The organism is Clostridium sp. TF06-15AC (assembly GCF_003481165.1).
Classification (GTDB): Bacteria; Bacillota; Clostridia; order Lachnospirales; family Lachnospiraceae; genus Otoolea; species Otoolea fessa.
In genome coordinates this window covers 474253-501025 of record NZ_QUKS01000002.1, presented here as the reverse complement: position 1 = coordinate 501025, position 26773 = coordinate 474253, and the positions used below count along the sequence as shown (strand labels likewise).

The 26773-nt window shown below is 50.0% G+C and carries 26 protein-coding genes; 3 read left to right on the top strand and 23 right to left on the bottom strand.

Features of this window, described 5'->3' with window-relative positions:
* Nucleotides 1-3: 3 nt before the first annotated feature.
* From DXC57_RS06960 to DXC57_RS06915, 10 genes are all read right to left on the bottom strand, one after another.
* The gene (locus DXC57_RS06960; protein WP_118651723.1) at nt 4-741 is read right to left on the bottom strand and encodes a glycosyltransferase family 2 protein; all 738 of its coding nucleotides are present in this window, start codon (nt 739-741) and stop codon (nt 4-6) included.
* The gene (locus DXC57_RS06955; protein ID WP_118651721.1) at nt 731-1681 is read right to left on the bottom strand and encodes a glycosyltransferase; all 951 of its coding nucleotides are present in this window, start codon (nt 1679-1681) and stop codon (nt 731-733) included. Before DXC57_RS06955 ends, DXC57_RS06960 begins: the two co-directional genes overlap by 11 nt.
* Nucleotides 1678-2526: a glycosyltransferase family A protein gene (locus tag DXC57_RS06950; RefSeq protein WP_118569932.1), complete on the bottom strand. Its 849-nt coding sequence runs from the start codon at nt 2524-2526 to the stop codon at nt 1678-1680. The genes DXC57_RS06955 and DXC57_RS06950 overlap by 4 nt, the downstream gene beginning before the upstream one ends.
* Nucleotides 2527-2784: 258 nt before the next feature.
* On the bottom strand, nt 2785-4824 hold the full coding sequence (locus DXC57_RS06945) for a DUF2142 domain-containing protein (RefSeq protein WP_118651799.1): 2040 nt from the start codon (nt 4822-4824) through the stop codon (nt 2785-2787).
* A gap of 225 nt (nt 4825-5049) precedes the next feature.
* Nucleotides 5050-5769: a phosphocholine cytidylyltransferase family protein gene (locus tag DXC57_RS06940; RefSeq protein WP_022360042.1), complete on the bottom strand. Its 720-nt coding sequence runs from the start codon at nt 5767-5769 to the stop codon at nt 5050-5052.
* Nucleotides 5766-6857 carry an aminotransferase class V-fold PLP-dependent enzyme gene (locus DXC57_RS06935; RefSeq protein ID WP_118651719.1) on the bottom strand — a complete coding sequence of 364 codons (1092 nt, stop codon included), beginning with the start codon at nt 6855-6857 and terminating at the stop codon, nt 5766-5768. The genes DXC57_RS06940 and DXC57_RS06935 overlap by 4 nt, the downstream gene beginning before the upstream one ends.
* A 196-nt stretch (nt 6858-7053) precedes the next feature.
* Nucleotides 7054-8337 carry a lipopolysaccharide biosynthesis protein gene (locus DXC57_RS06930; protein ID WP_347501852.1) on the bottom strand — a complete coding sequence of 428 codons (1284 nt, stop codon included), beginning with the start codon at nt 8335-8337 and terminating at the stop codon, nt 7054-7056.
* On the bottom strand, nt 8337-9197 hold the full coding sequence (locus DXC57_RS06925) for a LicD family protein (protein ID WP_118651717.1): 861 nt from the start codon (nt 9195-9197) through the stop codon (nt 8337-8339). The genes DXC57_RS06930 and DXC57_RS06925 overlap by 1 nt, the downstream gene beginning before the upstream one ends.
* Nucleotides 9198-9316: 119 nt before the next feature.
* Nucleotides 9317-9799 (bottom strand): threonine/serine exporter family protein, encoded by a 483-nt coding sequence (locus DXC57_RS06920; protein WP_243015195.1) that lies wholly within the window; start codon nt 9797-9799, stop codon nt 9317-9319.
* Nucleotides 9799-10605 (bottom strand): threonine/serine exporter family protein, encoded by an 807-nt coding sequence (locus DXC57_RS06915; protein WP_022360037.1) that lies wholly within the window; start codon nt 10603-10605, stop codon nt 9799-9801. The genes DXC57_RS06920 and DXC57_RS06915 overlap by 1 nt, the downstream gene beginning before the upstream one ends.
* A 244-nt stretch (nt 10606-10849) precedes the next feature.
* Between DXC57_RS06915 and DXC57_RS06910 the strand changes: the two genes are divergently transcribed.
* On the top strand, nt 10850-11443 hold the full coding sequence (locus DXC57_RS06910; protein ID WP_022360036.1) for a cupin domain-containing protein: 594 nt from the start codon (nt 10850-10852) through the stop codon (nt 11441-11443).
* Between the two features lie 138 nt (nt 11444-11581).
* Here the strand turns inward: DXC57_RS06910 and DXC57_RS06905 are convergent, their stop codons facing one another.
* From DXC57_RS06905 to DXC57_RS06865, 9 genes are all read right to left on the bottom strand, one after another.
* Nucleotides 11582-12781, bottom strand: a complete 1200-nt coding sequence (locus tag DXC57_RS06905; protein WP_118626969.1) for an amidohydrolase family protein — start codon at nt 12779-12781, stop codon at nt 11582-11584.
* Between the two features lie 260 nt (nt 12782-13041).
* A complete protein-coding gene (gene leuA, locus DXC57_RS06900; protein WP_118626970.1) occupies nt 13042-14709 on the bottom strand; it encodes a 2-isopropylmalate synthase in 1668 nt (555 codons plus the stop codon).
* A gap of 309 nt (nt 14710-15018) precedes the next feature.
* The gene (locus DXC57_RS06895) at nt 15019-15573 is read right to left on the bottom strand and encodes a phosphatase PAP2 family protein (RefSeq protein WP_347501849.1); all 555 of its coding nucleotides are present in this window, start codon (nt 15571-15573) and stop codon (nt 15019-15021) included.
* Nucleotides 15574-15596: 23 nt separating this feature from the next.
* The gene (locus DXC57_RS06890) at nt 15597-16949 is read right to left on the bottom strand and encodes an MATE family efflux transporter (RefSeq protein WP_118493359.1); all 1353 of its coding nucleotides are present in this window, start codon (nt 16947-16949) and stop codon (nt 15597-15599) included.
* A 153-nt stretch (nt 16950-17102) separates the two neighbouring features.
* Nucleotides 17103-18392, bottom strand: a complete 1290-nt coding sequence (locus DXC57_RS06885) for a hypothetical protein (RefSeq protein WP_118469225.1) — start codon at nt 18390-18392, stop codon at nt 17103-17105.
* A complete protein-coding gene (locus tag DXC57_RS06880) occupies nt 18379-19227 on the bottom strand; it encodes a DNA adenine methylase (protein WP_118651713.1) in 849 nt (282 codons plus the stop codon). Before DXC57_RS06880 ends, DXC57_RS06885 begins: the two co-directional genes overlap by 14 nt.
* A gap of 188 nt (nt 19228-19415) precedes the next feature.
* On the bottom strand, nt 19416-19814 hold the full coding sequence (locus DXC57_RS06875; RefSeq protein ID WP_118493353.1) for a prepilin-type N-terminal cleavage/methylation domain-containing protein: 399 nt from the start codon (nt 19812-19814) through the stop codon (nt 19416-19418).
* A 212-nt stretch (nt 19815-20026) separates the two neighbouring features.
* The gene (locus DXC57_RS06870; RefSeq protein ID WP_118651711.1) at nt 20027-21370 is read right to left on the bottom strand and encodes an MATE family efflux transporter; all 1344 of its coding nucleotides are present in this window, start codon (nt 21368-21370) and stop codon (nt 20027-20029) included.
* Between the two features lie 136 nt (nt 21371-21506).
* The gene (locus tag DXC57_RS06865) at nt 21507-22046 is read right to left on the bottom strand and encodes a histidine phosphatase family protein (RefSeq protein WP_117796838.1); all 540 of its coding nucleotides are present in this window, start codon (nt 22044-22046) and stop codon (nt 21507-21509) included.
* A gap of 223 nt (nt 22047-22269) precedes the next feature.
* On the opposite strand from DXC57_RS06865, the gene DXC57_RS06860 reads away from it, so the two are divergent.
* Both DXC57_RS06860 and DXC57_RS06855 read left to right on the top strand, forming a co-directional pair.
* Nucleotides 22270-22704 carry a MarR family winged helix-turn-helix transcriptional regulator gene (locus DXC57_RS06860; RefSeq protein WP_118651709.1) on the top strand — a complete coding sequence of 145 codons (435 nt, stop codon included), beginning with the start codon at nt 22270-22272 and terminating at the stop codon, nt 22702-22704.
* A gap of 37 nt (nt 22705-22741) precedes the next feature.
* Nucleotides 22742-24103, top strand: a complete 1362-nt coding sequence (locus DXC57_RS06855; protein ID WP_118651707.1) for an MATE family efflux transporter — start codon at nt 22742-22744, stop codon at nt 24101-24103.
* A gap of 155 nt (nt 24104-24258) precedes the next feature.
* Here DXC57_RS06855 and DXC57_RS06850 read toward each other — a convergent pair whose 3' ends face one another.
* The 4 genes from DXC57_RS06850 to DXC57_RS06830 are packed head-to-tail and all read right to left on the bottom strand — an operon-like array spanning nt 24259 to nt 26687.
* The gene (locus DXC57_RS06850; protein WP_118651705.1) at nt 24259-24591 is read right to left on the bottom strand and encodes a TfoX/Sxy family protein; all 333 of its coding nucleotides are present in this window, start codon (nt 24589-24591) and stop codon (nt 24259-24261) included.
* A 12-nt stretch (nt 24592-24603) separates the two neighbouring features.
* Nucleotides 24604-25818, bottom strand: a complete 1215-nt coding sequence (locus tag DXC57_RS15880; RefSeq protein WP_347501843.1) for an N-acetyltransferase — start codon at nt 25816-25818, stop codon at nt 24604-24606.
* A gap of 48 nt (nt 25819-25866) precedes the next feature.
* Nucleotides 25867-26061: a cysteine-rich KTR domain-containing protein gene (locus DXC57_RS06835; protein ID WP_118651703.1), complete on the bottom strand. Its 195-nt coding sequence runs from the start codon at nt 26059-26061 to the stop codon at nt 25867-25869.
* Nucleotides 26058-26687 carry a TetR/AcrR family transcriptional regulator gene (locus DXC57_RS06830; protein ID WP_118651701.1) on the bottom strand — a complete coding sequence of 210 codons (630 nt, stop codon included), beginning with the start codon at nt 26685-26687 and terminating at the stop codon, nt 26058-26060. The genes DXC57_RS06835 and DXC57_RS06830 overlap by 4 nt, the downstream gene beginning before the upstream one ends.
* Between the last annotated feature and the right edge of the window lie 86 nt (nt 26688-26773).

The window sequence follows — 26773 nt, the reverse complement described above, 5'->3', positions numbered from 1 at the left end:
GCGCTACCTCCTCTTTCTGAAATTCTGGATTAACAGAATCGAAATCAGCATTTTAAGCATATACCGCATCGCATTGACCGGTGTCAGGTAACTGACTCCCAGAATCCGTTCATCCATGATGACCGGCACCTCCGCCACCCGCGCGCCCTGTCGGATCAGGTAGGAAACGGTATCCGGCTCCGGACCGTAGTTAAGCCCCGATGCAAATTCGCGGATCATGCGCTTGCTGAACATCCGCATTCCCGAGGTCGGATCCTTGATATTGACACCCGTTGTGAAGCGGATCGCCAGCTCGATCAGATTACTTCCAAGCATCCGCATCGTAAATGGCTTTTTCTCCCCGACAAACCGGGAACCGATGACGATATCGTAACCTTCTTCCATTTTCTTGATCATGGATTCCAGATACTCCGGACGGTGCTGTCCGTCTCCATCGAGCTGGACCGCATATTGATATCCGTACTTGTCGGCATATTTAAGTCCCGCCTGAAATGCCCCCGCCAGTCCCAGATTGACCGGAAGGTTCAACAGATTATATCCATTTCTCTGGCAGATCGCCGCCGTCTCATCGCGCGATCCGTCATTGACGACCACATAATCATACTGCGGAAAATTGGCAGTCAGATGGTTCACAACCCGCTCTATATTTTCGGCTTCGTTGTACGCCGGTATGACTATCAAAAGTTCGGCTTTTTCCGCCCCAGAAGCTTCTTCTGTGGACAATAACGCCTTATCTTCCATCGCCCGCTTCTCCTTCCCAGTATGCCGGATTCATCGTCAGGCTTCGAATCAGCCCCTCCGGCAGCTTTTTATAATGCTTTCCCAGCCAGTACCCGGCATATTTGCTTCCGCTCGCCATCACAAGCTGTGGCAGAAGAAGCACATGACCATTTTCCACCAGCCATTTCGCTGTTTTCTTCACCAGACAGATTCCCTCGCCCTCCGAATGAAGGTGCCCAAACACCTCGGGGTGATCCGCCTGCGATACGCCAAGGTCGAAATTCCGGTGCAGCTGCTGCATCGCCGTATAATTGTGGGAATGGATGACCTGCGCGTCCGCCGCGTAGGCAATCTGATACCCGGCTTCCACCGCGTGTCCGGCAAAAATCATATCCTCGTTGAAAATGGTTTTCTTCGTAAATCCGCCAAGCTTCAGGTAAATATCCCGCCGGTATGCCGCGCAGACATTGGAACAGAAATACGTCTTGATTCCCAGCTCGTCCTCGTCCTCTTTCCCTTTCAGACGGCTCACCGCCGGATAATTAAAGTCCCTCGTATACCGTTCAATCACACCGCAGTCCGCCGCCGGAAGCTGTCTCGCATATGCTGCCGCCACACGTTCCGAAGCATCCAGCGCCTCCAGAAGCTCTTTCACCAGATTCCGGTCATACGGCACGCAGTCGTGCGTCATGCAGATGCAGACATCCGCATCTGATTTCAAAATTCCCTCATGGCGCGTCCTTCCATGGTCAAATTCCGACTGGCGGATATGGCACACGGTCAGCTTCGTATCTTCCCCCTCAAATAAGGACTCAAACCGCTCAGCATCCCAGTACTTTTCTTCCGTATTCATGATGATCACACGGCCCACCGGCACACTCTGTTCCAACAGCCGTCGCAGAAGTTTTTCCAGCTTATCCCCCGGTTTGAACGTAGGTATAATCACATCGGCTTTTCTCATTTTTCGTACTCCTTATAGGCTTTTCTGTAAAAATGCATCAGAATCTTTACCATCCAGTCCGGCCACATTTTCCGGAACATCGCCATCTCATCCGCCGGGCGCCGGTTGTCCTCAATGCAGGCTTTCGTCGTCGCCGCCGCATGGACGCGGTAGGCAATCAGCGGTTTTTCCGAACAGATAAAACGCCCTTTTTTGCCCGCCAGCTCGTAAAGGTTGTCCCAGTCCAGCGCAAAATCATACTCCGAATGGAACATATCGTCCCCAATCTGTTCTTTATTGTACGTGCAGGACGGACAGCAGATCGAATTGCCAAACCAGACACTGCTCCGCTTGATCCAGGTGCGGTCCGCCAGAAAATGAAAACGCAGCGGCAGGCGCAGTATCTTTTTTACCAGCCAGACCATGTTAAATGGCTCCGGAATGGCTTTCATTTTCCCCTCTTTCTCCGTCATGCGGATCGTGAGATAATCGCTCGCAAACAGCAGCAGATCCGGATATTTCTTCCATGCTTTTAAAAGCTTTTCGGCATAATCGCTGCGGTATCGGTCGTCCTGATGCGCGATCGTGACGAAACGCCCCTGCGCTTTTCCATAGGCAAACATCCAGTCCTCACGGATATTGCTCGCCCCGTCCCGCACATAGAGCGGCACCTGATACCGCGCTGTCAGCTCCCGGATATAGCTGCTCGGCGTCGAGGTACAGCAGATCACCTCCGATTTGACCGTCTGGCTCGTCACCGAACGCAGACATTCTTCCAGATACGGCGAATCCTTGTATGCACAGACCGCAAATGTATGAATGATTTCCTGCTGCATCTCGTTTCCCTTTCTCTCTCGCTCTTTCATGCCGCACTTCTGCCTTCTCGTTTTTCAAGAGCGGTACCTGCTTGAATTTATTTTTATCAGACTTATGATCGATTTTAACGTTTCAAACATCTTTTCCTGTTACTGTTCACGCATACGTGCCCAGTAACGGAATTTGCCGTGGCTTCGCATTTAAATACGGCAAATTCCTGCTACCACCACGTTTTCTTACGGCACTTTCGGTTCCAAAAGTGCCTACCCGTATACAGTAACCTTTGCCTTCTTCTAGCTTGCTTATGCTTACCGGCAGAACTTCATCCAGATATCCAGATAAACCGTTGCCGCCAGAATCAGCGCCGCCGCCCCTAACACCAGCGCATGATAGTTTTTATTCTCCATCCGCACCATCACCCGCTCCGGGTTTAATACCAGCCAGACAAGCGGCAGAAATGGCAGGTAATAGCGCCCCTGTACGCCGTCGATATAGGTATTACCCGGTCTGGTAAATGCGATGTACATCGAAGTCCAGACCAGCACCGCCGTTCCCACACAGAGTATAAATATCCACAGCTTCTGTTTTTTTGATAGACGTTTTCCACAGGATGACTGCCCGGCTGTGAGGATAACGGCCGCCGAAGCAGCATACAGCGCCCACGGAAATGACATCGTTCCCGTGTGTCCCAGAAGCCCCAGGGAATTTTCGCCCAGCACATAGGACGGAAGCGTCCGGAACAGGTTGCACATCAGCACCCATGCATAGGCAAGCGGCTGTCCCAGAATGTATGCCATCTGCCCTTTCTCGCTGGTGCTGTCGCCTCTCGTATCCCCGATATCGCGCGGCGCGATCAGAACCGGCAGGATGAAGGATAGCATCATCAGACCGCAGATCACGATAAATCCGCCCTTCATCAGGTACATTTCCCGTTTAGAACGGAACTTTTCTGCCGGAATCATCAGTCCCAGCAGAATGAGCGGCGCATATACCGCCTTGACGCGGCAGCCCCAGACAAAGGTAAGCACGATGAGCGCATACGCTTTCCAGTCCATTTTCCGCCCGCCAAGCGCCGCTTCCAGAATGCCCGCAAAAGACAGCCACAAAAACGCTGTGACGGTCGGGTCATAGGAATATGCCCCCGCCAGCATCATCGGCTCAGGCATCAGCGCCAGAAATGCCAGGATTGCCTTGCCGACCGGTGTTTTTTTGATGGCAAAATACAAAACTGCCGCATAGACATAGAGATTTCCCAGCCGCCCCAGCTTATACAGGATTCCAAATGGGATATGAAGCAGCCCGCCCGCTTTCAGCACCAGCGCCGAGCCCACATATCCGGTCATCGTCGTTTTGTTGAGATCCGTACTCCAGAGATGTTCACCGTGCCGGTAACCCGCATTCTGATTCAGATACGAAGTGAGCGCCGCCTGCTCGTCCTGGTTTTCCGGCTGATTGTACGGCCAGGTATCTACGCCCGCCGTAAACTCCTGTAAAAGCGCCGGATCCGCCTGCACCGGCGTCCGGTAATTTGCCATCCAGAACGCCTGCGCGAAATGCACTTCCTCATCCCAGCTCACCTTATTTGCCGGGAGCGACAGTGAAAATATTGTTCCAAACGTCAGGGAGATCAACAGAAATCCAACCTCGATGCGCTTGGCCACGAAATCCCGGAAACAGAGAAGTGCGATCAAAACCGCCGCCGCACACCAGAAAAGTCCCAGCCGGTACCAGTTGATACCTGCCCGCGCCACCGTCGCAAACCCGGTCAGTGCAAGCGGCATCCCGCCAAAATTCATGTAGGAAAGCCCTTCTTCGTCTAGATCCTCCCGCGTGATCAGAAGATCCACGTAGTCCAGCTTCCCATTCACCGGAACCGAAGAAAATTTCAGCACCCGGCAGTTGCGGTCCATGACCATCTTTGCGTCGTGCTCCCGCTGCTCGCCGTAGATGTTGCGGTAACCGAGGCGGACGGTGGCATTTAACAGACCATCGTAATCATAGTGGTAGAGAAACTGGCTGACATAGCTGCCGTCCAGTGGAATGTGAAGATAACCGCTTGCATCCGAAAGCTGCAGCACCTCTGTATTTTCCACCTGCCGCCTATTCTCTCCAATGGTTTGACCCGGCTCTCCGGTGATTTCACCCAAACCGTTCTTTTCTGTCTCTACCCGCTCAAATCCGCTCACCTGCACCTCGTCCAGAGCGATCGTCCGCGTCGTCTGCCGCGTCCATCCATTTGCCCGGAGCGCCGGGAGATTGCAGACAAACTCGCCCAGAACGCCCATCACAAGGACTGCCACAAGCGCCAGAAGCAGCCGAAGCACATCTTTTTTCTCTATTCGATTCATAAAATGCCTGTTAAACTGCATCTGTACTTCTCCCTTATTTCTCTTCCTGCTTTGAATCGGCAAAATCCACTGCAATTCCGTCATTATACAGCACTTTCAGTTTCAAAAATCTGTCCGTAAGCAACAAGCAAATCCATCATAATCCATCACGTTCGAAACAATTCAATTCACTTCATCCGTTCCAAGCGCCACAAAGTCTCGCCTGTTCCACGCTTCAAATCAAATCTAGCGCACTATCTTCTCCACACCTCTATGTTCCAGGATGCGCTCATAATCCTCAATATAATCAACCTCCGCCCAGAAATGCCCGCTGACGTCCTCGACATAGACCGGCTGCTGCCCAGTCATGCTGTAAACAACATTTTCCCACCAGACGCCGTGCTCCTGGCGGTCGATCATCTCCTCCATCCGGCAGATAAATTCCGGCATAAATGCCGCTGAAAACCGTCCGATTCCGATGTACTCGCCCGTCACATCATCCCCGGTCAGCTCTTTTCCATATTTTTTCAAAATTCCATCTTCATAGAAGAACTTATAATCCGCTGTCTCCCGTCGGCTCTCGTCCGCAAACATCACCGGGCTCCTGCCCTGCGCGAGGATCCGGTCAAGCAATTTTTCCTCCAGGTATACATCACCGTTCATGATCAGCAGATCGTCCCCTGTCAGGAACTCCTTCGCAAACCATGCAGACGCGATGCTGTTTGTCACATCATAAAACGGGTTGTAGAAAAAGGAAACTCCCTTGTCTGCCAAGACCTCGCGGATCACCTGCGCCTCATAGCCCAGCACGATGCCTATATCCTGGATGCCGCGGGAATGAAGCAGGTCAATCGTGTACTCGATCAGGCATTGCCCGCCGCCGATATCCACCGTACATTTTGGTTTTCCCGACAGATAACGCGAGATCCGGGTTCCCCGTCCCGCTGCCAGAATCAATACTTTCACAGAAGTCCCCTCCTTTGCATATCTTTCCACGCCGCAATCAGGCTGTCATTATCTTCCGGCGTCAATGCGCCGATATGACCGACGCGGAACACCGTGTCGGCAAGCGCGCCGCCGTTCGGACAGATCCAGATGCCGTATTCATCCTTCAAAATCTCAAAAATCCGATGCGCCGAGACCGGTTTTCCATCTTTATCCACACCCGTCGGGTGAAGCGGCGTCAATGCAGCCGAGAGAGAATTGGAAACAATCTCAAACGGCAGATCTTTAATTTTGCTTCGGAAATCTTCCGCCTGACAGCGGATCCGCGCCTGTTCTGTCGCAAGCCCTTTTTCCTCGATCATTGTCAGCCGTTTATAAAGCTGTAAAAGCACTCCGACCGCTGGTGTAAACGGTGTCTGCCCCCGCTCGCCATTTTTCAGATAGTCGCGCAGATCAAAATACATCGAACGGACCGCCGTCTCCTGCACTCTCGCGATCGCACGCGCCCCCAGCACCAGAATCGATAGTCCCGGCGGAAGTGCCAGTGCTTTCTGCGAGCCGGTCAGCACCAGATCAACTCCCCATCTTTCCATCCTAAATGGATCGGCAAGAAACGAGCTGACCGCGTCAACCGCCAGAATCAGCTGGTTTCGTCTGCAAAAGTCAGAAATCAGCTCCATATCATAGAGAACGCCCGTGGAAGTCTCATGGACATTGACTAAAAATCCGGTAAATTCTTTTCCCTCATACGGCGCCAGGTCTTCTGCCCGAAGCGCCCGTCCGCTCTCCAGCCGGATCTCCTCATGAGGAACTTCATGGATCTCACAAATTTTCGCAAACCGCGCGCCAAAACTGCCGCCGTTTACGACCAGCACGCGGTCGCGCTCTGTAAAAAGGTTCATGACTGCCGCTTCCATCGCCGCCGTGCCCGAACCTGTCAGAAAAACCGCCCGTGCATCCTCAGGCGCCCCGGTGAACTGCTTCATCAGGCGCTCATTTTCCTTCATAATTGCAGAAAATTCCGTCGTGCGGAAATACGGTACTTCTTCCGCCCCGATCGCCCGGATTTCCTCGTCCATCTGAACCGGTCCTACCGCAAAATTAATCATACATTTCCTCCAAATCTATCTAATGTACTCTCGAAATCTTTCTGTGCTCGATTTTGTGAGATGATTTTTTGTCAGTTGTGCCCAAATTTCTGAGGCGTACGCGGTGCGTACGTTGATAAAATTCGGGTGCGGCTGGCGGAAAATCAGCCACAAAAGCAAGTGCTGAAAGACTCCGAGAGTACATTATAAACAAGTTCTATATCCCACGTGCCCGTCTCCGGTACATCACAAGCGACGTCAGTCCAAAGCAGGCAGTCAGTGCCGCCATCAAAAGCAGATACGAAAGCGATCCGCCCAGCAGTCCTGCCGCGCGTACGCAGGGCGAAGAAATAAGGAGCGCCGCTGCCGTCACACCGACATAACCCAGAAAAATACGTTTCTGCTCCTGCATAATGATGAGTGCATAATAAAACAGATTCACATACGCATTGAACGCGCCGCCTAGAATGATAAACACCAGCGCCAGACGGCATTCTCGCAGCATGTACGCAATTTTCGGATATAATATTGAGAGAACCGGAATTCCGAGAATCCAGGCACCCCCGACTGCCAGCACCGTAAGCGCCGCGATGATTGCCGCCAGCCGGCCTACCGTCCCGGCAAATTCCGGGAGCGCATTCCGCTCCCACTGTTCCGAGAGTTTCGTGATATACGGGCGGATGACGAAGCCTGCCACCAGATTGATGACGCTGGTCGGCATGAAGATCGCACCGAATACCGCCTGATACTTGTCCGCCATATTGCCCTCGATCGCATATTTCGCGGCAGAAAAAATATAAAAATCCAGGATAACCGATAAAAACAGGACTACATTTTCTTTAAACAACAGCCCGACACGTCCGGAGCGGACCTCCCAGTCCACCTGCGGCAGATGACCGATTACCGAAAAATCAAACAGGCACACGCCCGCCAGCTGCGCCAGCACTGCCGCCAGGCAGGAGCCGACCAGGTTATGGGTCGCATTCAAACAGCCCAAAAAGACACCGACTGATAAAACCGTCCGGAATGCGTTTGATTTGCCCGTCAGATACAGGCGTCCGTCACGCTGAAATTCTGCCTCATAAGCGTCCGCGAAACCATCGATCACCTTGTACGCTACCATCAAAAATACCGTCGCCGCCTTGACAAAGGCATAGTCCCGGTTGATCACCGTCACATAAAAAAGCCCGGCCACCAGTGCCGCACCACAGGTCATCAGGCGCAGCCGCAGATATTCGCCAAACGTAAACCGCCGCCTCGTATCCGTGATCTGGAACGGGCGGATGCCAAAATAGGCCACCATAAACATATGCTGACCAAATGTAGAATACGCAAAGGAGAAGATACCGCCCTCATCCTCGCCGACAATCTGGATGACCGCGATCGTCAGCACCATGGACGCCAGCGCATAGAGAAAGCTCCCTATCATATTCCAGCTCATATTTCGTTTTTCAATCTGCCCGTCTCCACCAATCAGGGCGTTCGCTAAATATTTTATCACTACAGTATCTCTTCCTTTGAAAATTCCAGCCGGCTCGGTGTGTGTGTTTTGCGCTTCTCAACCGGCGGAAGATGCATGAAATCGCCGTACATATTTGTCAGCATTTCCTCGATATTTCCCGGAAAATTCATGCGCCTGCCCTCAAATTCCAGCTTTCGGAGCGGATAACAGCGTGTCCGGTCCACGACATTCCAGTATGGGCTTGTGTCCGGCAGAAATGCCATCCGGCGTGTCCGGTATTTATTGTATTTGCGGCAGACCCGCTCACAGCGCATCCGCAGCCACTGAGGCGAGATATGGAGCAGCTTCATCGCCTTGTAGACCATCCCGCAGACCGCCCAGATAAGCTTCGCCTTGATGCCCCGCTGCTGCAGCGTCGGGCGCGGAATCGCCCGCAGAATCATCAGCTTACTCCAGAACCATGCCGTCCACGACTGAATCTGGTATAGAACCGGGTTGTCCGCCACATTGTCAAGCACATACAGATCCAGAAAGATACCGAACGGACAGTCCACATCCTTCATAACCTCCTCGACAAACACCGTCCCCTTCTTCACCAGACGGGTCGTCATCAGCGGATAATTGGGATATCGCTCTGCATTGAGAACCAGATACCGGTCGCTCATCTTCTTTTCCACGATCCGGAGCAGGTGCTCAAAATCTCGCCGCGGCATCGCAATATCGATATCATCGTCCCAGGGAATAAATCCCTTGTGCCGCAGCGCACCGATTCCCGTTCCGGCTATCCCGAAATATTCCAGATGATAGTCTTCACAGATCCGGATAAAATCATCCAGAATCGACAAAATCTCTCCCTGCAGCTGTTTCAGAACTTCTGGCTCATAAAATTTACTGTCCATATCGATGTCTGTCCCCTCCACCAAGCCCGCAGAATACCCCACTCCTGCCGCAGCCGATCATATTTTCCTTAATAGTACGAGGGTATTCTACTATATTTTAAAGGAAAAGTAAACCGCGGCTACTTTTTACCTTCTTTCTCAGGTTCCCACACCTCTATCTCCCGCTTCCATCCAAACAGATGTCCCGGAAGCGAATATGCCGCTCCGATCCCCAGCCCGATTGCGATCGCCATCTTGATTGTATCCATGCCATACTGGAGCGCCAGCGCTTCCTGTCCCATGAAGAAGTTGTAGGCGGTATAGTAGATCGCCGCTCCGGGCACAAGCGGGAAGATGCCGCATACCAGAAAGAGGATCGTCGGCGCTTTCCGCTGTATCGCCAGACAGCGCGACAGCATCGTCAAGACCGCGCTCGCCGCGAAGGTCCCGATGATCGGCGTCTGATAAGCTGCCATGACCGCCAGATACACGCCCCAGCCGACTGCCCCGCAGATACCACAGTCCAGCCAATACTTCTTCGGGACTCCAAACAGTGCCGAAAAGGCGGCAGTTCCGACACAGGCCGCCAGAAGCTGCCCCAGAATTTCCCCTGCCATTTCCATCAGAGCATACCTCCCATCGCAAACATCCAGAACCGCAGTGCCACACCAACTCCGATCGCAATACAGCCCGCCGTCAAAAAGGCGTCTACAAAACGGATCAGACCGGATAAATAATCATTTTCCAAAAAATTCCGGATCGAATTGGTCAGAGGCACACCCGGCGCCAGCGTGAACACAGCTCCGATCATGACATGATCCAGGCTTTCTCCCAGCCCGATCCAGCACAGCAAACAACAGCACAATGCAAGCACGCTGCTCGTCATGATCGTCTGCATCATCCGGGACGAAGAAAAGCGCGGAGCTGCGTATAAAAGGAACAAATACAGCAGCACTCCCGCCACAAATGCCGCCGCCGTATCGCGCAGGCTGCCCTGGAACAGGTAACAAAATCCAGCGCTTCCAATTCCTGCCGCCAGAACCTTTCCCCGATTTTCGAGCACTTTCATGTGTTCAATCTGCTCAAGGCGCATCCGCATCTCATAAGGACCGCATTTACCCGCCGCAATCTTTCTCGACAGATCATTTAAGGCATCCACCCGGCATAGAATCGTAGGTGCCAGCGGCACATAACAGATACGGCTGGAATAAAACCGCCCGTCAATCACCACATTTGAAAAAATCCCATTCGCAATCACATACGCATTAAATGCTTCAAGACGCAGCGCCCGCGCCGCATACTCCATCGCCTGCTCCGCCCGGAATACCTCCCCGCCGTTGGAAAGAATCGCATTTCCCAGACGGGTCACCAAACGGAAGCGCTCGATCTGGGAACAATCCTCGATCGAAGCACGTACTATTTCCTTCATTCTGTTTCTCCCCCTGTTTTTATTTTCTGTCCACCCGTTTTCTCTATCCCATTTTCTCCCCCTTCTATCCGCTCACTGGTTCACTTCTCCAAATCCGCCGCCCATTTTGGTTTTTTCCCAAAAAATCGTTCCATTTCGAATTAAATTTACCCGTCAAAACTACCCCTTTAGTTGACGTTCCAACAAAAATCCTGTATAGTGGATATGTTATATTAAAGAATGATGCCGCAAGGGGGATATATCTATGGATCATAATGTTACCATCGGTGCCAAGGTGAAGGCCTTCCGTACCGCAAAAAAATACACACTAAAACAGCTCAGCGAAGAGTCCGGTCTGTCCATCGGCTTTCTTTCCCAGTTGGAGCGCGGTCTCTCTTCGATCGCAATCGACTCTCTGGCAAAGCTTGCTACGATCCTCGGAGTCAGTCTGTCTTCGTTCTTTGACTCCTCCGCCGATCAGGAGAAATCCCCGGTCAGCCGGAGTTTTGCCATGCACTGTTCCCAGATCAACCCCCAGATCGTACAGTACCTGGTCAATGGAAATGCACAGGGATTTGCCTGTCTTCCGCGTATTTTCCACCTGATGCCGTCTGCCACCACAAGCTCTGAAAACCAGCTTGAGATGAATCAGCACGACGGTGAAGAATTTATCTACGTTCTGGAGGGTATCCTGACCGTATATCTGGACGGCAGCGAATACTGCCTGAATCCGGGCGACAGCATCCAGATCCACTCCCAGACCCCGCATGACTGGGTCAACAACACAAACCGTGTCGTTAAGATTCTGACCGTACACACGCCGAATCCGTTTGTTCATGGGAATGAAGTCGTATTTTAAATAGTCTGCGCGGTATAGAAACATAATAAAAGCTGTCTCTTTTAGAATTTCAAGATGTTTTTATTTTCTTTTTGGTTTTTCCCATCTCAGGAAACAAAAACTCCTGCATTTCTGAAAAAGACAGCTTTTTCATATCTTTTACACCGTATACACTATTTCTCCTGCCAGATACACTTCCTGCACATCATCCAGCGCACGAATATTCTTTGAGACATCCCCCTTTACAACCAGCAGATCCCCCGCCAGGCCCTCTTTCAGGCTACCCGTCTCCTTCTCGATTCCAAGCACGCTCGCCGCATTGTAGGTTGCGGTTCTCACTGCCTCCACCGGCGTGATTCCATAGTCTACCATATAGCCGAGTTCCTGATGAATCGGAAGCGGCGGTGCTTTGTAGAGTACCATGTCGCTGCCTGCCAGCACCGTAACTCCCGTGTCATAGAGCTTTTTGAAATTGTCCCGGTACGCCTCAAACGCCGGTTTGAAAAATGCCTGATCGTGAACGGCTCTGGCGGCGATCGGGTTGTCCATGTCCACACCCGCCTCGATCATCTGCTTCGTCTGCTCATACAAATACGTGTACGCCGTGATCGTCGGCGTCCACGCGATTCCTTTTTCCGCCATCTGGCGCGCCTGCGCCTCTGTTAAAAAGGTTCCGTGCTCGATCGTGTCAAATCCCGCGTCAATACACATCTGAATCGACGGCTGTGTACCCGAATGAACCGCGATCTTCACCCCCTGGCGGTGCGCCTCATCGACCGCTGCATCCAGCTCTTCCTGCGTAAATTCCGGGATATCGCCACGGTTGCTCGTCAGGATCTTGACCCAGTCAGCTCCCGCACGCAGCTGTCTTCGGATAGCGGCGCGCACACCCCACGGGCTGTCCGCCTCCTCGACCCCATCCTGATGTCCGTGTCCACCGGTCATGCAGATACCTGCGTCCGCATGGATGATACGCGGAACCGTCACATACCCCTTCTGCCCTGCCAGACGCAGCTGCTTCATCAGATTGGGCGGACAGGACAGATCGCGCACCGTCGTGATGCCGAGCCGCAGCGACTGTTTCGCCTGTTCCAGCGCATAGTATGCCACCATATAATCGTCATAATTATCCAGATCCGGCTGGCTGTAGTAGTAGCCGAAATGTACATGCATATCAAACAGTCCCGGCAGGATCGTCGCCTCGCCGTAATCCTTTACCATCTCTTCCGGGTAGCGCCCCGCCGCTTCCGCAGCGTCTCCTATCCAGCCGATTTTTCCCTCTTTATCCAGATACACCGCCTGATCCTGCAAACAGGTTCTGCCATCTCCGGTAATTAAATACTTCGCCCTTAGAATCATTTTCACGGACTTCCTTTCTCTTTTTCATAAGCATGAAATTTTCAGTCGAATATCGTCATTTCACGCAGTTTTTCAGTTTTCTATATCGTAACACCGGAATTTTGTTCTTGTCAATATTGGAATGCGGAGTATCCGGTGAAACCTGTTTTAAAAAAGATGGGCAGGCAGAAAAAGAGCGGCACACATTTCTGCATACCGCCCAAACCAGCGACTGTCCACACGTACACAAGCAGTCACCCTGAATTGATTCATTTTAATTTTTAGTAGAACAATCTGTTTACCGCACTGAAGATACCGCGGATAGATGCTCTCGTAATGTTGGAGCTGATGCCGACACCGTAGGTTGCCCGGCCGCTCTTTACATCCATCAGGTGGATGTAGGAAGCTGCCTGTGCGCCGGAACCGGAACGAAGTGCATGCTCGTTGTAGTCCAGAACACGGATCTCAATGCCAAGTGCCTCCTCGATCGCTCTCTGTACCGCATCGATCGGTCCGTTACCTACGCCCTCAACGGTACGCTCGGTGTCATGATCGGTAAAGGTAAGAATTGCAACGGTTGCGAATGCGCCGCCCTCGTACTCCTTGTCTGTGATCTGGCATTTTTTGAAGTGCATCGGCTCTTTTCTGTCCAGATAGTTTGCACGGAACTCGTCCATGATCTGCTCCGGAGCTACCTCGCCCTGCTTTTCTGCAATCTTCTGGATAATGTCAGCAAACTCTTTGTGCATTCCCTTCGGAAGACGGAATCCGTAGAAGGAATCCATAACGAAGGCTACGCCGCCCTTGCCGGACTGGCTGTTGATGCGGACAACCGGCTCGTACTCGCGTCCGATATCGCTCGGATCGATCGGCAGGTACGGAACCTCCCAGATGCCATCGGTTCTCTTCTGAAGCGCCTGCATACCCTTGCTGATCGCATCCTGATGGGAACCGGAAAATGCGGTAAATACCAGCTTGCCTGCATACGGATGTCTCGGGTCAACGGTCATCTTTGTGCAGCGCTCACAAACCTCGGTGATCTCCTTTACATTTTCCAGATTTAACTCCGGGTTGATACCCTGGGAGAACATATTGTAAGCGATATTTAATACATCGATATTACCAGTACGCTCGCCGTTTCCAAGCAGTGTACCCTCGACACGGTCTGCACCTGCTAAGAGCGCCAGTTCGGTCGCTGCAATGCCGGTACCACGGTCATTGTGCGGATGGATACTTAAAATAATGCTGTCACGGTTCTTAAAATGCCTGTTCATCCACTCGATCTGGTCTGCATATACGTTCGGAGTCGTCATCTCAACCGTTGCCGGAAGGTTGATGATGATCTTATTGTCCGGTGTAGCGCCCCACTCTTCCTGTACAGCGGTGCAGATATCCAATGCGAAATCAAGCTCGGTTCCGGTAAAGCTCTCCGGAGAGTACTCAAGGATTACTTTTCCGTCGTAATCTTTCATATATTTCTTTACCATGCGGGTACCATCGATCGCGATCTGCTTTACTTCCTCGCGGTCTGCATGGAATACAACCTCACGCTGTAAGGTAGAAGTTGAATTGTAAATATGTACGATCGCCTTCGGAATACCCTGGATGGCATCAAAGGTTCTCTTGATCAGGTGCTCGCGGCACTGGGTCAGAACCTGTACAACTACGTCGTCCGGGATAAGCTTGCGCTCTACTAACTGGCGCAGAAAATCGTACTCAATCTGGGAAGCTGCCGGGAAGCCAATCTCGATCTCTTTAAATCCAAGTTTTACCAGGAGGTTGAACATCTCGATCTTCTCCTCTACGACCATCGGCTCAACCAGTGCCTGGTTGCCGTCGCGCAGGTCAACGCTGCACCAGATCGGCGCTTTCTCAATCTCTTTATTCGGCCACTCACGCTCCGGGTAATCTACCACCGGAACTCTCTTATATTTCTTGTAATTTAACATGTCTTTCTCCTCCATCACGCTATCCCTGATCTCGTTCCAGGTACCTCATCATCAAAAAACGCAGTTCCTATCATCCTAAGCTTTGGAGTCGATAGATCACGCCGTACCTTTTAACAATGAATAAAATTACTGATTCTGGTCTAACCCCATCATAATCATCCCTTTTCTATCATAAAAGAAATTATTTCGATTATAGATTATACCATCGGAAATAAAGGATATCAAGAGAAAAACGGGGCAATTACAGGTATTCTGGCATTACTGTTCACGTATGCGTGAACAGTAACTTCTGGCATCTCTTACATAAAATTATCTATTTTTTCTGTCCTCTGGTTTTTTCATCTTCTGTCTCCAGGACCGTATCAGATGCGCCGCCAGCCGGTTTCCAAAATACCCCGCCGCGCATCCCACAATCATGCCGCCCAAAACATCGGTCGGGTAATGCACATATAAATACATTCTTGAAAACGCCATCAGGATCGCCAGAGGCAGCGTGATTTTCCACCATTTTTTCGCCCCGGCAAAGTACAGAGCCGCGACCGCAGCAAACGAAGCCGCCGTATGTCCCGACGGGAAGGAATAGTCCGCCGGGCGGGCAATGAGCAGCTGAACTGTCTGGTTCACATCGCACGGACGGATCCGGCAAACCATAGGCTTTAGTAAGATATTACAGATGATCGCATCCAGACAGAGCGCTGTCGCCAGCGCAGCTCCCCATCTTCTCGTCCGCGGAATCATAAGCAGCAGGCATGTAAACAGAATCCAAATCATTCCTGCATTTCCAAGCCGCGAAATAAACACCATCCAGACATCGCCCACCGGCGTCCGCATCTGCTGAATCCAATCCAGTATTTGTAACTCCATTTTCATTTTGCTCCCTCTGTTTTTTACACAACTTTATGCGCGAGCCATCTCCGGCCCATAAAGCGGAATGTGAATACGATGCCCCGGATCGTCCAGTCTGTAAACATGCCGATCCACACCGCGATCGGTCCGAAGCCGTGGACGCGGCAGAGATAAATGCACAGCGTCACCCGGAACGCCCACATACTGATGCAGGAGAGAATCATCGAAAACCTCACATCCCCGGCAGCCCGCATTCCATATGCCGGAATAAATGCGAGCGTCCAGACGATCGGCTTTACCACCGTGATCCATCCGACCATGTAGAGACACATCTTCGCACTCTCCGGCTCCATGCCGCCCAGAATCGTGACCGGTTTCGTCGCCAGAAATACGAGCGCACAGCTTGCGATGATGACGACCTCCGCCACTGCCGTCAATTTTTTGATATAATAGATCGCCTCATCCTTGCGCCCCGCGCCGAGACACTGTCCGACCACCGTCATCATGCCGATTCCGATACCGATCGCCGCGATGCCGTTTAAGTTTTCCAGAATATTCGTCATCGCCTGGGCTGCGATCGCGATCGTCCCGAGGGTCGAGACGGTTGACTGAATCGCAAGCTTTCCAAACTGGAACATCGCATTTTCGATACCGTTTGGGATTCCCAATGAGAGAATCCGCATAATCCGGCGTCCGTCCGGACGGATATGCAGATAGTCACGCACCGCAATTTCCTGGCTGGGATTGTGCAAAAAGGCGAACACCACCACTGCCGAGATAACGCGGGAACCGAGCGTGGCAATCGCCGCACCGGCAACTCCAAGATGGAAGCCCCAGATAAGCACCGCATTTCCGGCGATATTTAACCCGTTAGAGACGACCGCGATCGTCATCGGAAGCCTTGTATTTCCCTGCGCCCGGTAGATCGAGGAACCAGCATCATAGAGGGCGATAAATGGGAACGAAAGCGCCGTGTAGAAGAAATAGATCTGCGCTGCCTCCATGACATCCGCCTCGACGCTGCCGAAAATCAGCCGCAGCAGCGGTCCGCGTGTCAGAAGGCAGACTGCCATGACCGCCGACGAGATGCACGCCACCACAAAAGATAACTGTCTCGCGGATTCCTCCGCATTTTTCTTATCTTTCTGCCCGATGTACTGGGAGCAGACGATCGTGCCGCCTGCCGCCAGCGCATAGAATGCCTGTATCACTAAAATATTGATGGAGTCAACCAAAGAAACCGCCGAGATCGCCGCCGATCCCACGTTGCTGACCATAATGCTGTCCGCTGTACCCATCAGGGAGTTTAAAATCTGCTCTACGATCAGCGGAACCAGAAGAATCCGCAGATCGCGGTTGCTGAAAAGATGATTTGTCTGCTCTTGTCTGCCCATATGCTGTCCTGTAACTTTCTATATTTTATTCTCTGTCCAAATGGTCTGTTTTTCTAACGGTCAGGCATCACATGCACGGACGCCGCCGCATCTGAGACGAAATTACCCCCTTAGCATGATAACGGATACATATAATAATTCCGCACCATTTCCCTATCCTTCGTTCACCAGCGTCAGAATCCAGTACAGCCATGCCCGCACTGAACTTGACCTCCGCACGATCAGATTCTCCCCGCAGACCTGGTATTCCCGCATTTTCTTTGCGACATACTCCTTGTCCGGAACATCTCCGATCTGAAGGGCAGCTTCAAATAAATCGTGGAAAATCGGGTGTTCCAGAATCAGGCGGACGTATTCGAGCTGGCGCGCCCTATACGGCAGTTTCAAAAGCCGTCTTCCTATCGCCGTGATATGCACTTTCACGCCGTCCTCATCCGTCTGCTTCTCCGCCAGCCCCAGATAGCGGCACGCGTTGAAATAATAGTCCGACTGTCGCTCCTTAAATCCAAAAAGCTGCGCGATCTCCCCGCCCGTCATTGGATTCTCGTTCAGCCGTTCTACCAGTGAAATAACCTTGTAAAAGCTGTCCGCCTGGATAAAGGTAACCGCCGGTTCCGGCTTGACCTTTGTTCGTGCCCAGACATCGTATAAATCATCCAGCGTGATCTCGATTTCCTCTAAGCTGTAATTTCGCTCCTGCACCAGCCGCAGCGAATTGTAGTAGCGCAGGTCCGTAAATTCATATTCCAGCAGGCGGAAAATATTATTCGAATACACCATAAACACCGGACGGATCGGCTTGTGTATCTTCTCCGCCCAGAGTCTCGCCGGATAATAGAGCTGCCGGATCAGAAAATTGCTGTGGACGACGTTTTTTCCCTCGATCAGCGTAAATACATTCTCATTTTCAAATCCACCGTCGATCTCGACTTGCGAATTCTGTACCTGGATAAGCGGCTTTTTCTCAATCGGCTCTGATTTTTGATAGTCGCTGACATAAAACTCAAAATTTCCAGACCCCATCCGCCCCGAAACCGTCTGCACCATGCGATCCTCGCCCAGAAAATCATCCAGAATCCCCGTGATGCTCATAACGTTGATCGCGCTGGCTTCCGAGCGGATGTCATGAAGGTCGATCGACTCAAAGTAATCGGGTATCTTCGCGCTCGTCACCCGTTTGATATCGGACGGAATCTCCGGAAAATCCTGATACAAGTCAAACTCGCCCAGCACATAGCCGCCGCGCGACACCGGAAGAATCGAAATCTTCTTTCCAAACACCCGCGGCAGGGATTCCCGCGTGTCAAATTTCGTCATCAGACGCGGTTCCTTGACTTCGCGGATCTGGTCAGCGGTGATGTAAAACCGCCCATGTTTCTCAATTTCCCGCTCAATCCGGTATTTATCAAACAAAATTCTCCATTTATCATCAATCAAGCTCATAATTGCGTACCAGAACTTCCTGAATCTCTCCGCGCTTCTCCGGTTTCACGTTGATCGCGCGCTTGGCATCCACGTGGTCGATGATGTAATCTTTATATAAATCCTCGATAAATTCGCAGGACGAATTGGAAAGCAGGAACTTGATGCCCTTTGCATTCAACATGTCACACTGCTCTTTTAATGCGATCTGCTCTTCCTCCCCGAAGCCGCCCGCGGTGTAGCCCGTGAACGACGCCGACGAGCTGATCGGCATATAAGGCGGGTCAAAATAGACGAACGCGCCCTTCCGGATGCCCTTTAACGCCTCGCGGTAATCGCCGCATTTGATCGTGATGTTTGCTTTATTTAAATACGCATTCAGCGCATGGATGGTCGCCTCGTTCGTGATATTCGGGTTCTTATATCTGCCCCACGGAGAATTGAACTCGCCGGAGCTGTTGACGCGGAACAGGCCGTTGTAGCAGGTCTTGTTTAGGTAAATGATCCGCGCTGCCCGCTCGACGTTGGTCCGCGTCTGATACGTCTCCTTGTCGCGATCCCACGCCCGCACCGTATAATAATACTCCTCGCAATTCTGTTCCTTATGGGCGCTCAGCGCCGCAATCAGCTCTTCCGGCTCTTCCTTGATCATCCGGTATACATTGATCAGCTCTTCGTTGGAGTCATTGATCACCGCCTTGTTCGGCTGTCTCCCAAAGAGCACCGCACCGCCCCCGATAAACGGCTCATAATAGGTCGAACATTCCGGGATCAGCGGATTGATGCTGTCCAGCAGCTGCCGTTTGCCGCCTACCCATTTGAGGATGGGCATGACGAACGGATTTTTTCTTGACATCGGATAGGGTACCTCCTTCTGTTTGTCTTCCGGATACATTGCAATACAAAAACGGGAAATCAGATGTCCGCTTGTGCTCTGATTACCCGTTTATTATAATCGTACAACTGTTCTAGTTCATTATACTTGACTTTGGGGTGGATGTCCAGCATTAGAACCGGAAATTCCTTATGTATTCTCAAGCTATATCATTGTTTCGGTTTCGTATACTCCACTCCTAAGCCTAAGTAACATTTTTCATGACCTTTATTACAATTATACGCAATTTGATATCCTTTATTCTCAACAAAAGAAACTCCACATATTCCAGCCTTCATCTCAGCCTTATGCCCATCTAAAAAAGTCACCGAATTCCAATCATAATCTTTATCTATACCCGAAATTTTAACTTTCGGATTCTGCTGCTGGGTAGACATATAATCTGCCTGTATTTCCGCATAATATGCCCTGAGATTCGCCCAGTCTGCCGCCACCTCTGCCTTGTGCATCTGTGCCGTAAAAATCGGGATTGAAATTGATACCAGTATTCCAATAATAACAACCACTATCAAGAGTTCAACCAGTGTAAAACCTTTCTGTCTCTTCATCACAAATTTCTCCTTCTGTCAGTTTATGTTATTATATTCGTTTTTTCCTCCTAAAGCAATTACATGATGTTGGGGTCAAAAATTCTCCCGCAAGCAAGCTTGCGTCGAACTTCTGACCTTTTGACCCTGGTATCATTACATATTTTTAACAAAATCGATATTCATAAATCAAACAAGACAAACGTATGTATTTCGTTTCCGTACATCCAAATTTATCGAGACGGCTCCACTTTCTCAGTCGGCCAGGATTTTCTCAGTGCCGCATAGGAAACCAGAAAGTTGGCAAGCCATCCTGCCGGCACGGCAAGCCAAACAAAATCAATGCCAAAACGTGGTGCACCGATCAATGCCACGGACAGGCGGATCGCAAGATTTACCATGTTGGCAACGAGGAATGGCCGCATGATTCCGAGTCCGCGAAGGACTCCATCGGTCGCCATTTTAATTCCCATAAAAATAAAGAAGTAACCAAGCCATCTCATATAATCCCCAGACACCTGATAAGCCAGGGCGGTTCCGTCTTTTCCAAGGAACAGTGATGAAATCTGCGTGTGCAGCGTTTCAATGACAAGGAAAGCAAGCGCCGCAAAACACACATCCAGCACCAATGCTGCGTGGTAGCCTTTTTTGATGCGCTGGGTTTTGTTTGCGCCAAGATTCTGGGAAACAAATGGGGAAACCGCATTGCCGATGGACACAAAAATCAGGGAAAAAACATTCTCCACACGCATCGTTGCCGCGTATCCGGCGAGTGCCTGTGTGCCAAAAGGATTTACCACCGCCTGTACGATCATCATACCGATGGATACGGTAGACTGCTGAAGAACCGACGGAACAGCAATCCGAAGCATCGAGCGCAGCTCCTGTCCCTCAAACCAGGCAAAGATACTCTTATACCGCCGCATCCGGTAAAAGAAAATCAAAAGTGAAAACACAGCCGAAATGCCCTGTGCGATCAAAGTTGCAAGCGCCGCACCGAACACGCCAAGTCCCAGACCGGCTACCATCCAAAGATCCATTACAATATTCAGGATTGATGAAAAGATCAGCAGTCCCAACGGAATTTTTGATTCACCGATGGAAGTGAACATGGTAGAGAGAATATTGTACATGAACAAAAACGGAAAGCCCACAAAATAGACCCGCAGGTACAGCACTGCTTCCTCCAGAATATCGGCAGGAGTCTGTAATCCGCTCATCATCGCATGGGAAAAACAAAAGCCAAAGACACCAAGGATGATGCTCAGCAGCAAAAAGCTGATCAGTGATGTAGACACAATCGTTTTCATTTTTCCATACTCTTTGGCACCGAAATAGCGGCTCACAAGCACACCTGCACCAGCACCGGCCCCCAGTGCCACACAAATGAAAACATTCGTCAGCGCTGCACAGGCGCCAACCGCCGCCAGTGCGGAGGAACCCACAAACTGGCCGACGATAATGGAGTCCGCCATATTGTATACCTGCTGAAAAAAACTGCCGAGAATCATCGGCATTGCAAAAACCGTCAACGCTTTCAGCGGCGCATCGGTAATCAAATACTCATCTTTTGACATGATCCTATTCCTCCACAACTTCCTGCTTTTTACCCGAAAGCACTAGCTTAGCAAGTGTGATCGCAATTCGTGTACAAAAATCCCGGCAGAACCAAAACAGCTTTCCGAGATAATTGGCATAATAAAGTCATACATATTAGAAGTCATACCGCACCACCTGGCAGTTTTTTACGCCAAAGGATGCAAATTCTTCATTGGTCATATCCGTAAAATACGACTGAATCATCCTTGAAATTCCATTGTGTGCCACCAGAATGTATGTCTTATGGTCAGACTCCTGTTTTATCTCATCCAGCAGATTATAGATACGCTGCGCAAGCTGCAGCATGGATTCTCCCCCTTCATATCGGCAGGCAAATGACTCTTTCGCCTTCTTAAACTCTTTCCCGTCTCTCGGCGTAGACTCCCATTTTCCAAAATTCTGCTCTATGAGTCTTGGTTCTTCCCTGCAGGGGATTCCACTCATTTCGGAAATGATTTTTGCTGTATCTGCCGCACGGCTAAGGGGTGAATAGAGAATCTCATCTGCCTTGATTCCGCTTTCTACAATATTTTTCCCGGTTTCAGCCGCCTGCTGCCGTCCATGCTCCGTCAGCGGACTGTCTGTTGCTCCGCAAATCTTATTTTCCACATTCCACACAGTCTGTCCATGTCTCACAAAATAAAAATGTCCCATGATGTCGTTCCTCGCTACTCTTTTTATGTCCATTCTATCAGATCTTGCTGCCAGATTCCACCCTGATTCAAGTCGAACTTCCGCCCTTTTCGGTTACCGTGTTACTGTTCACGCATACGTATCCTTTTGCTTTCTCCCCTTAACCTATATTGACTTTCTCTACGCTCTGTAGTATCATTTGATACAGTTCAAAAAAATACCATTTAAAGGAGGGGTCTATAGAATGAATCCATTCACATTTATTGCCTTTTTTCGTGATGTATTAAATGCTTACAATAAAATGTGTGAACCGGTTCTTCACGCATTTGATATTCCGCAGGTATCCTTTGACATTTTAATGTTTCTTAATAACAATCCCGAATTATGTACGGCCCAGCAAATAAGCGAGTTTCGGAACATAAAAAAGAATCTGGTGTCCGTCCATGTTGATAAACTGGTAACGGCCGGTTATCTGCAGCGGGGAACTGTGGTCGGAGACAGACGAAAGATTTTACTGTCCTGCACGGAAAAGGCCCGGCCCATTCTTAACGCCGGACTGGAAATGCAGCAGAATTTCAAGCAGAAACTCACCCGGGATATACCCGAAGAGCAGATATACATTTACAAAGAAATCATTGACTCTATGGCGGTGAATGCACGCCAGATACTGAATGAATAACGCAATGTACTATCGAAAAACAAAGGAGGGAACATCCATGCAGGATAACAAAAATTTCCTGGGTACGGAACCTATCGGAAAATTGCTTCTCAAGCTGTCTATTCCGACCGTAATCGCCCAGCTTATCAATATGCTTTATAATATCGTTGACCGAATCTATATCGGTCACATTCCTGGCAATGGCAGCCTGGCTCTTACCGGAGTCGGAGTCTGTATGCCAATCATCATGATCGTCTCTGCTTTTGCGGCGCTGGTCAGCTCCGGCGGTGCACCAAGAGCCTCTATTTCCATGGGAAAACAGGACAATGAATCAGCCGAGCAAATATTGGGCAGCTGCTTCGTTCTTCAGATTGTTATTTCCTTTATTCTGACTGCCGTTCTGTTAATCTGGAGTGAAGATTTATTACTGGCTTTCGGTGCCAGTGAAAATACCATCCGCTATGCTGTCGATTATATGCACATCTATGCGATCGGTACACTGTTTGTTCAGCTGACCCTTGGTATGAATGCTTTTATTACCGCCCAGGGCTTCACAACCATTTCGATGGTTTCCGTTCTGATCGGTGCTATTTGCAATATTACGTTAGATCCTGTATTCATCTTTGGCCTTCACATGGGTGTAAAAGGTGCAGCCCTGGCAACCGTCCTGGCACAGGCGATTTCCACCATCTGGGTCATTCTTTTCCTTTGCGGCGAAAAAACACAGCTTCATCTTAGGAAAAAAAATATGCGCCTTGATTCAAAGATCATTCTTCCCTGTGTTGCACTTGGACTTGCCACTTTCATTATGCAGTCCAGTGAAAGTGTTGTAACGGTCTGCTTTAATTCATCCCTGCTCCGTTATGGCGGAGATATTGCCGTGGGAGCCATGACGATTTTAACCAGTGTGATGCAGTTTGCTATGCTGCCCCTTCAGGGAATTGCCCAGGGATCACAGCCTATTTCCAGCTATAATTACGGAGCAAAAAATGCAGACCGGGTTAAGAAAACGTTCCGGTTACTGCTGATTACCTGTTTAACCTATTCCATATCGCTCTGGACCGCTGTACAGCTTGTTCCGCGAATGTTTGTAAGCATTTTTACGGCTGATGCAAGTCTCGTTGATTTTACGGCACCTATGCTGAAAATCTATCTGGGCGGTTTATTCCTCTTTGGTATCCAGATTGCATGCCAGATGACATTTACCTCTCTCGATAAAGCAGTCAACTCCATCATCGTTGCGGTTGTACGAAAATTTGTATTATTGCTCCCGCTTATCTATATCATGCCTCACCTTGTATCCAATCCAACCGTAGGCGTATATACGGCAGAGCCAATCGCTGATATTGTTGCGATACTCTTTACATCCGTTTTATTTACCGTACAGTTTAAAAAAGCACTTGCAGAAATCCAGAAATAAATAAGGACTACAAGCTGGCGATGAAACGTCATCTTGATATTGACCTTCTGGACGACATCATTCGCAAACCGGCAAGTCCTGCATCGGTCAAAGTAGCACCCGCATCCTGCACCCTTGTTACCCATTTTGCTTTCTTTTTTCTGTGAGTGCGGTTTCTACCGTACTCCATTGTTCTTTCGTTTTTGTTTTGGTAATGGCAATTCATCGCACATTGACTCAAACAGCTTCGTAAGAAACTCTTTATTGTCAACTTCATCCACCAGCAGCATTTCTTTTGCCCCCTCATAGGGGAGCTCACAGATTGCCGCAGGCATAAGTTCCAAAGCGGATCTTGTTTTCTTTACAAGCAACCGGTCATCATATATCCCACCGACAATTTTACCTCGATAGTAGAGGATAAACTCCCCCATCATCGACCGGTAAGAAACCGCTTCCAAATCCGATAGCTGTCCTAAAATGAAATGAAGATACTCTTTACTGGATGCCATTATTCCTCCTTTTCAAAACAGCTGTCCCGGCAGCTTCTGCTTTTCTTTTGCTGGAAAAGTGGCTTCAAACTGTTGAAAGCCCTCCGGATCTTTCTCACAGACAAAATACCCCTCCGGGTCTTTGTAAGTGCCGGAGATGCCGTCCAGAAATCCGGGCTTCAGTTCTTTGATGAGAAAATAGTCCGCCTCCGGGTCGTCAGCATACCGCACGCCCTTAGTTTTAGCAGGAACAAATCCAGACTTGCCGTAAAAGTCAATATTGCCGGTAATGGCAAGCGCCCCTGCCCCCATCTCCCTGGCTTTTTCCATGGAATAGTCGAGCAGCTGCTTTCCATAACCCTGCCGCTTGTATGCGGGTGTGATGCCAATGGGGCCAAAGGTCATAATCGGCACCTTTCTTCCATCGTCACAGTCGATCTCCGACCGCACATAGATGACCTGCCCGATCCGCTCACCGTTCAGTTCCATCACAAAATCCAGCTCCGGCACAAATGCCGGGTCATTCCGATAACAGTGCAGCACATAGTGCTCCATACAGCCGGGCCGGTAAACATTCCAGAATGACTCGCGGGTCAGGTTTTCGACGGCTCTGTAATCGTCTTTTGTTTCCGGGCGAATGATAATATTCTTTTCTGACATAACTTCTTCTCCTTCTTTCTTCTCACACATCTTTTTCATTTTTGCATCGGCATAACAATAGCATGTTGATTGGTCTTGTCTAACCCCTACCGCACTATACCAATCGAGAACAGCGCTTAGATTTTCCGCCTTGACCCGCTCGCCGCCATGAAGCATCATATCCAGCATATCGTTCTCCTCCGTCGTGCGGTCTTTCTTTGCTGCCAGACTTTTACCTACTGTCTTGACCATGATCTCCATCACAGGGCGGTAAATGCCGTGGAGCTTTTTCACATCAAAGTTTCCTTGCAGGGTAAACAGCGGAATGTTGGCTGGAATCGCTGACTTTTTCCGCACGCTTTCTATCTGTGTTCCGGTTTGTCCCATGCCGACGCCGCAGACGGCGCACACCCGATAACGCTTCGCAGCTTCGTCATACCCTTTGACAGAGCCTGCCATGATCCAGCCAAGATAGACAACCTCCGCTTTGGCAAAAATCTGTTTTTTCGCTTCTGCAAGGGTATACGCCGGAAGCCCAGTTTTCTGCGCCAATATCTTGGCATACTGCTCGGTACTTCCAGTGTTGGTGGTGTAAATAATTGCATCCATTGTACTCCTCCTTCAAAAAAAGGACGCAGCGCATGACCGGCTTTGCGATCAGCACTGCGTCCTAGCGTCTGGCTGTTTGGTTTCAATGATAAAATTTTTTGCATTGATAATACTCTCATGCCTGCATTTGGGGCAAAACAGAGGAAAAGTTACTAATTCCGTCTCCCGCAATATCTGCAAGCGCGTCTTGGCACCGCAGCACGGACATAAAACCCAGCGTTTTTCTTCTTCGCCATCTTTCATGTTGTTCTTTCCTTCTTTCTGTAATCAGACTCAACCTTTGCAATAAAGCGATCAATGTGTGTTGCCAATAAGGAAGAAACCGATTCTTTTTTCTCTGCACCGTCGTAGACACTGTATAAAAGATACATTGGCCCATAAAACTCCAACGCCAGCTGCATAGCGTCCTCATCAGAATCTGCCAGCTTGCGGAAGATGGCCGCCATATACTCCAAAGGACCGCCCGCCAGATAGTCGTGGTGAAGCTGTGCAAGCTTTGGATCACGGTATTGCTCCAGCGTCAGCATTTTACGAAAATTGGAGGAAAACGTTTCCTTTGTCCAATGGTCAAACTGGGCAAGACTGTATGTGCGAATTTTTTGAATTGGTGTATGCAGATATGCTTCCGCAAAGCCGTCTGGTTCCGTTTCCGGCATTTCATACGCCTCAGCGCGCTCATAGTCCATCTTATTCATTCGCTCCACGATCTTATCTAAGATTTCTTGTTTGCTGGCATAGTGCTTATATAAGGCGGCTTTCGTAATTCCCAACTGCCCTGCAATATCATTCATAGATGTCCCCAGATAGCCGTTCTGCGCAAACAGTTCCAGTGCTGTTCTCAAAATCCGTTCTTTTGTACCCTCTGCCATAATTATCCCCTTTATCAAAGTAACCATTCGGTAACTTTATTATAGTTACCGAATGGTTACTTGTCAAGAACTAATGAAAGAAGTTT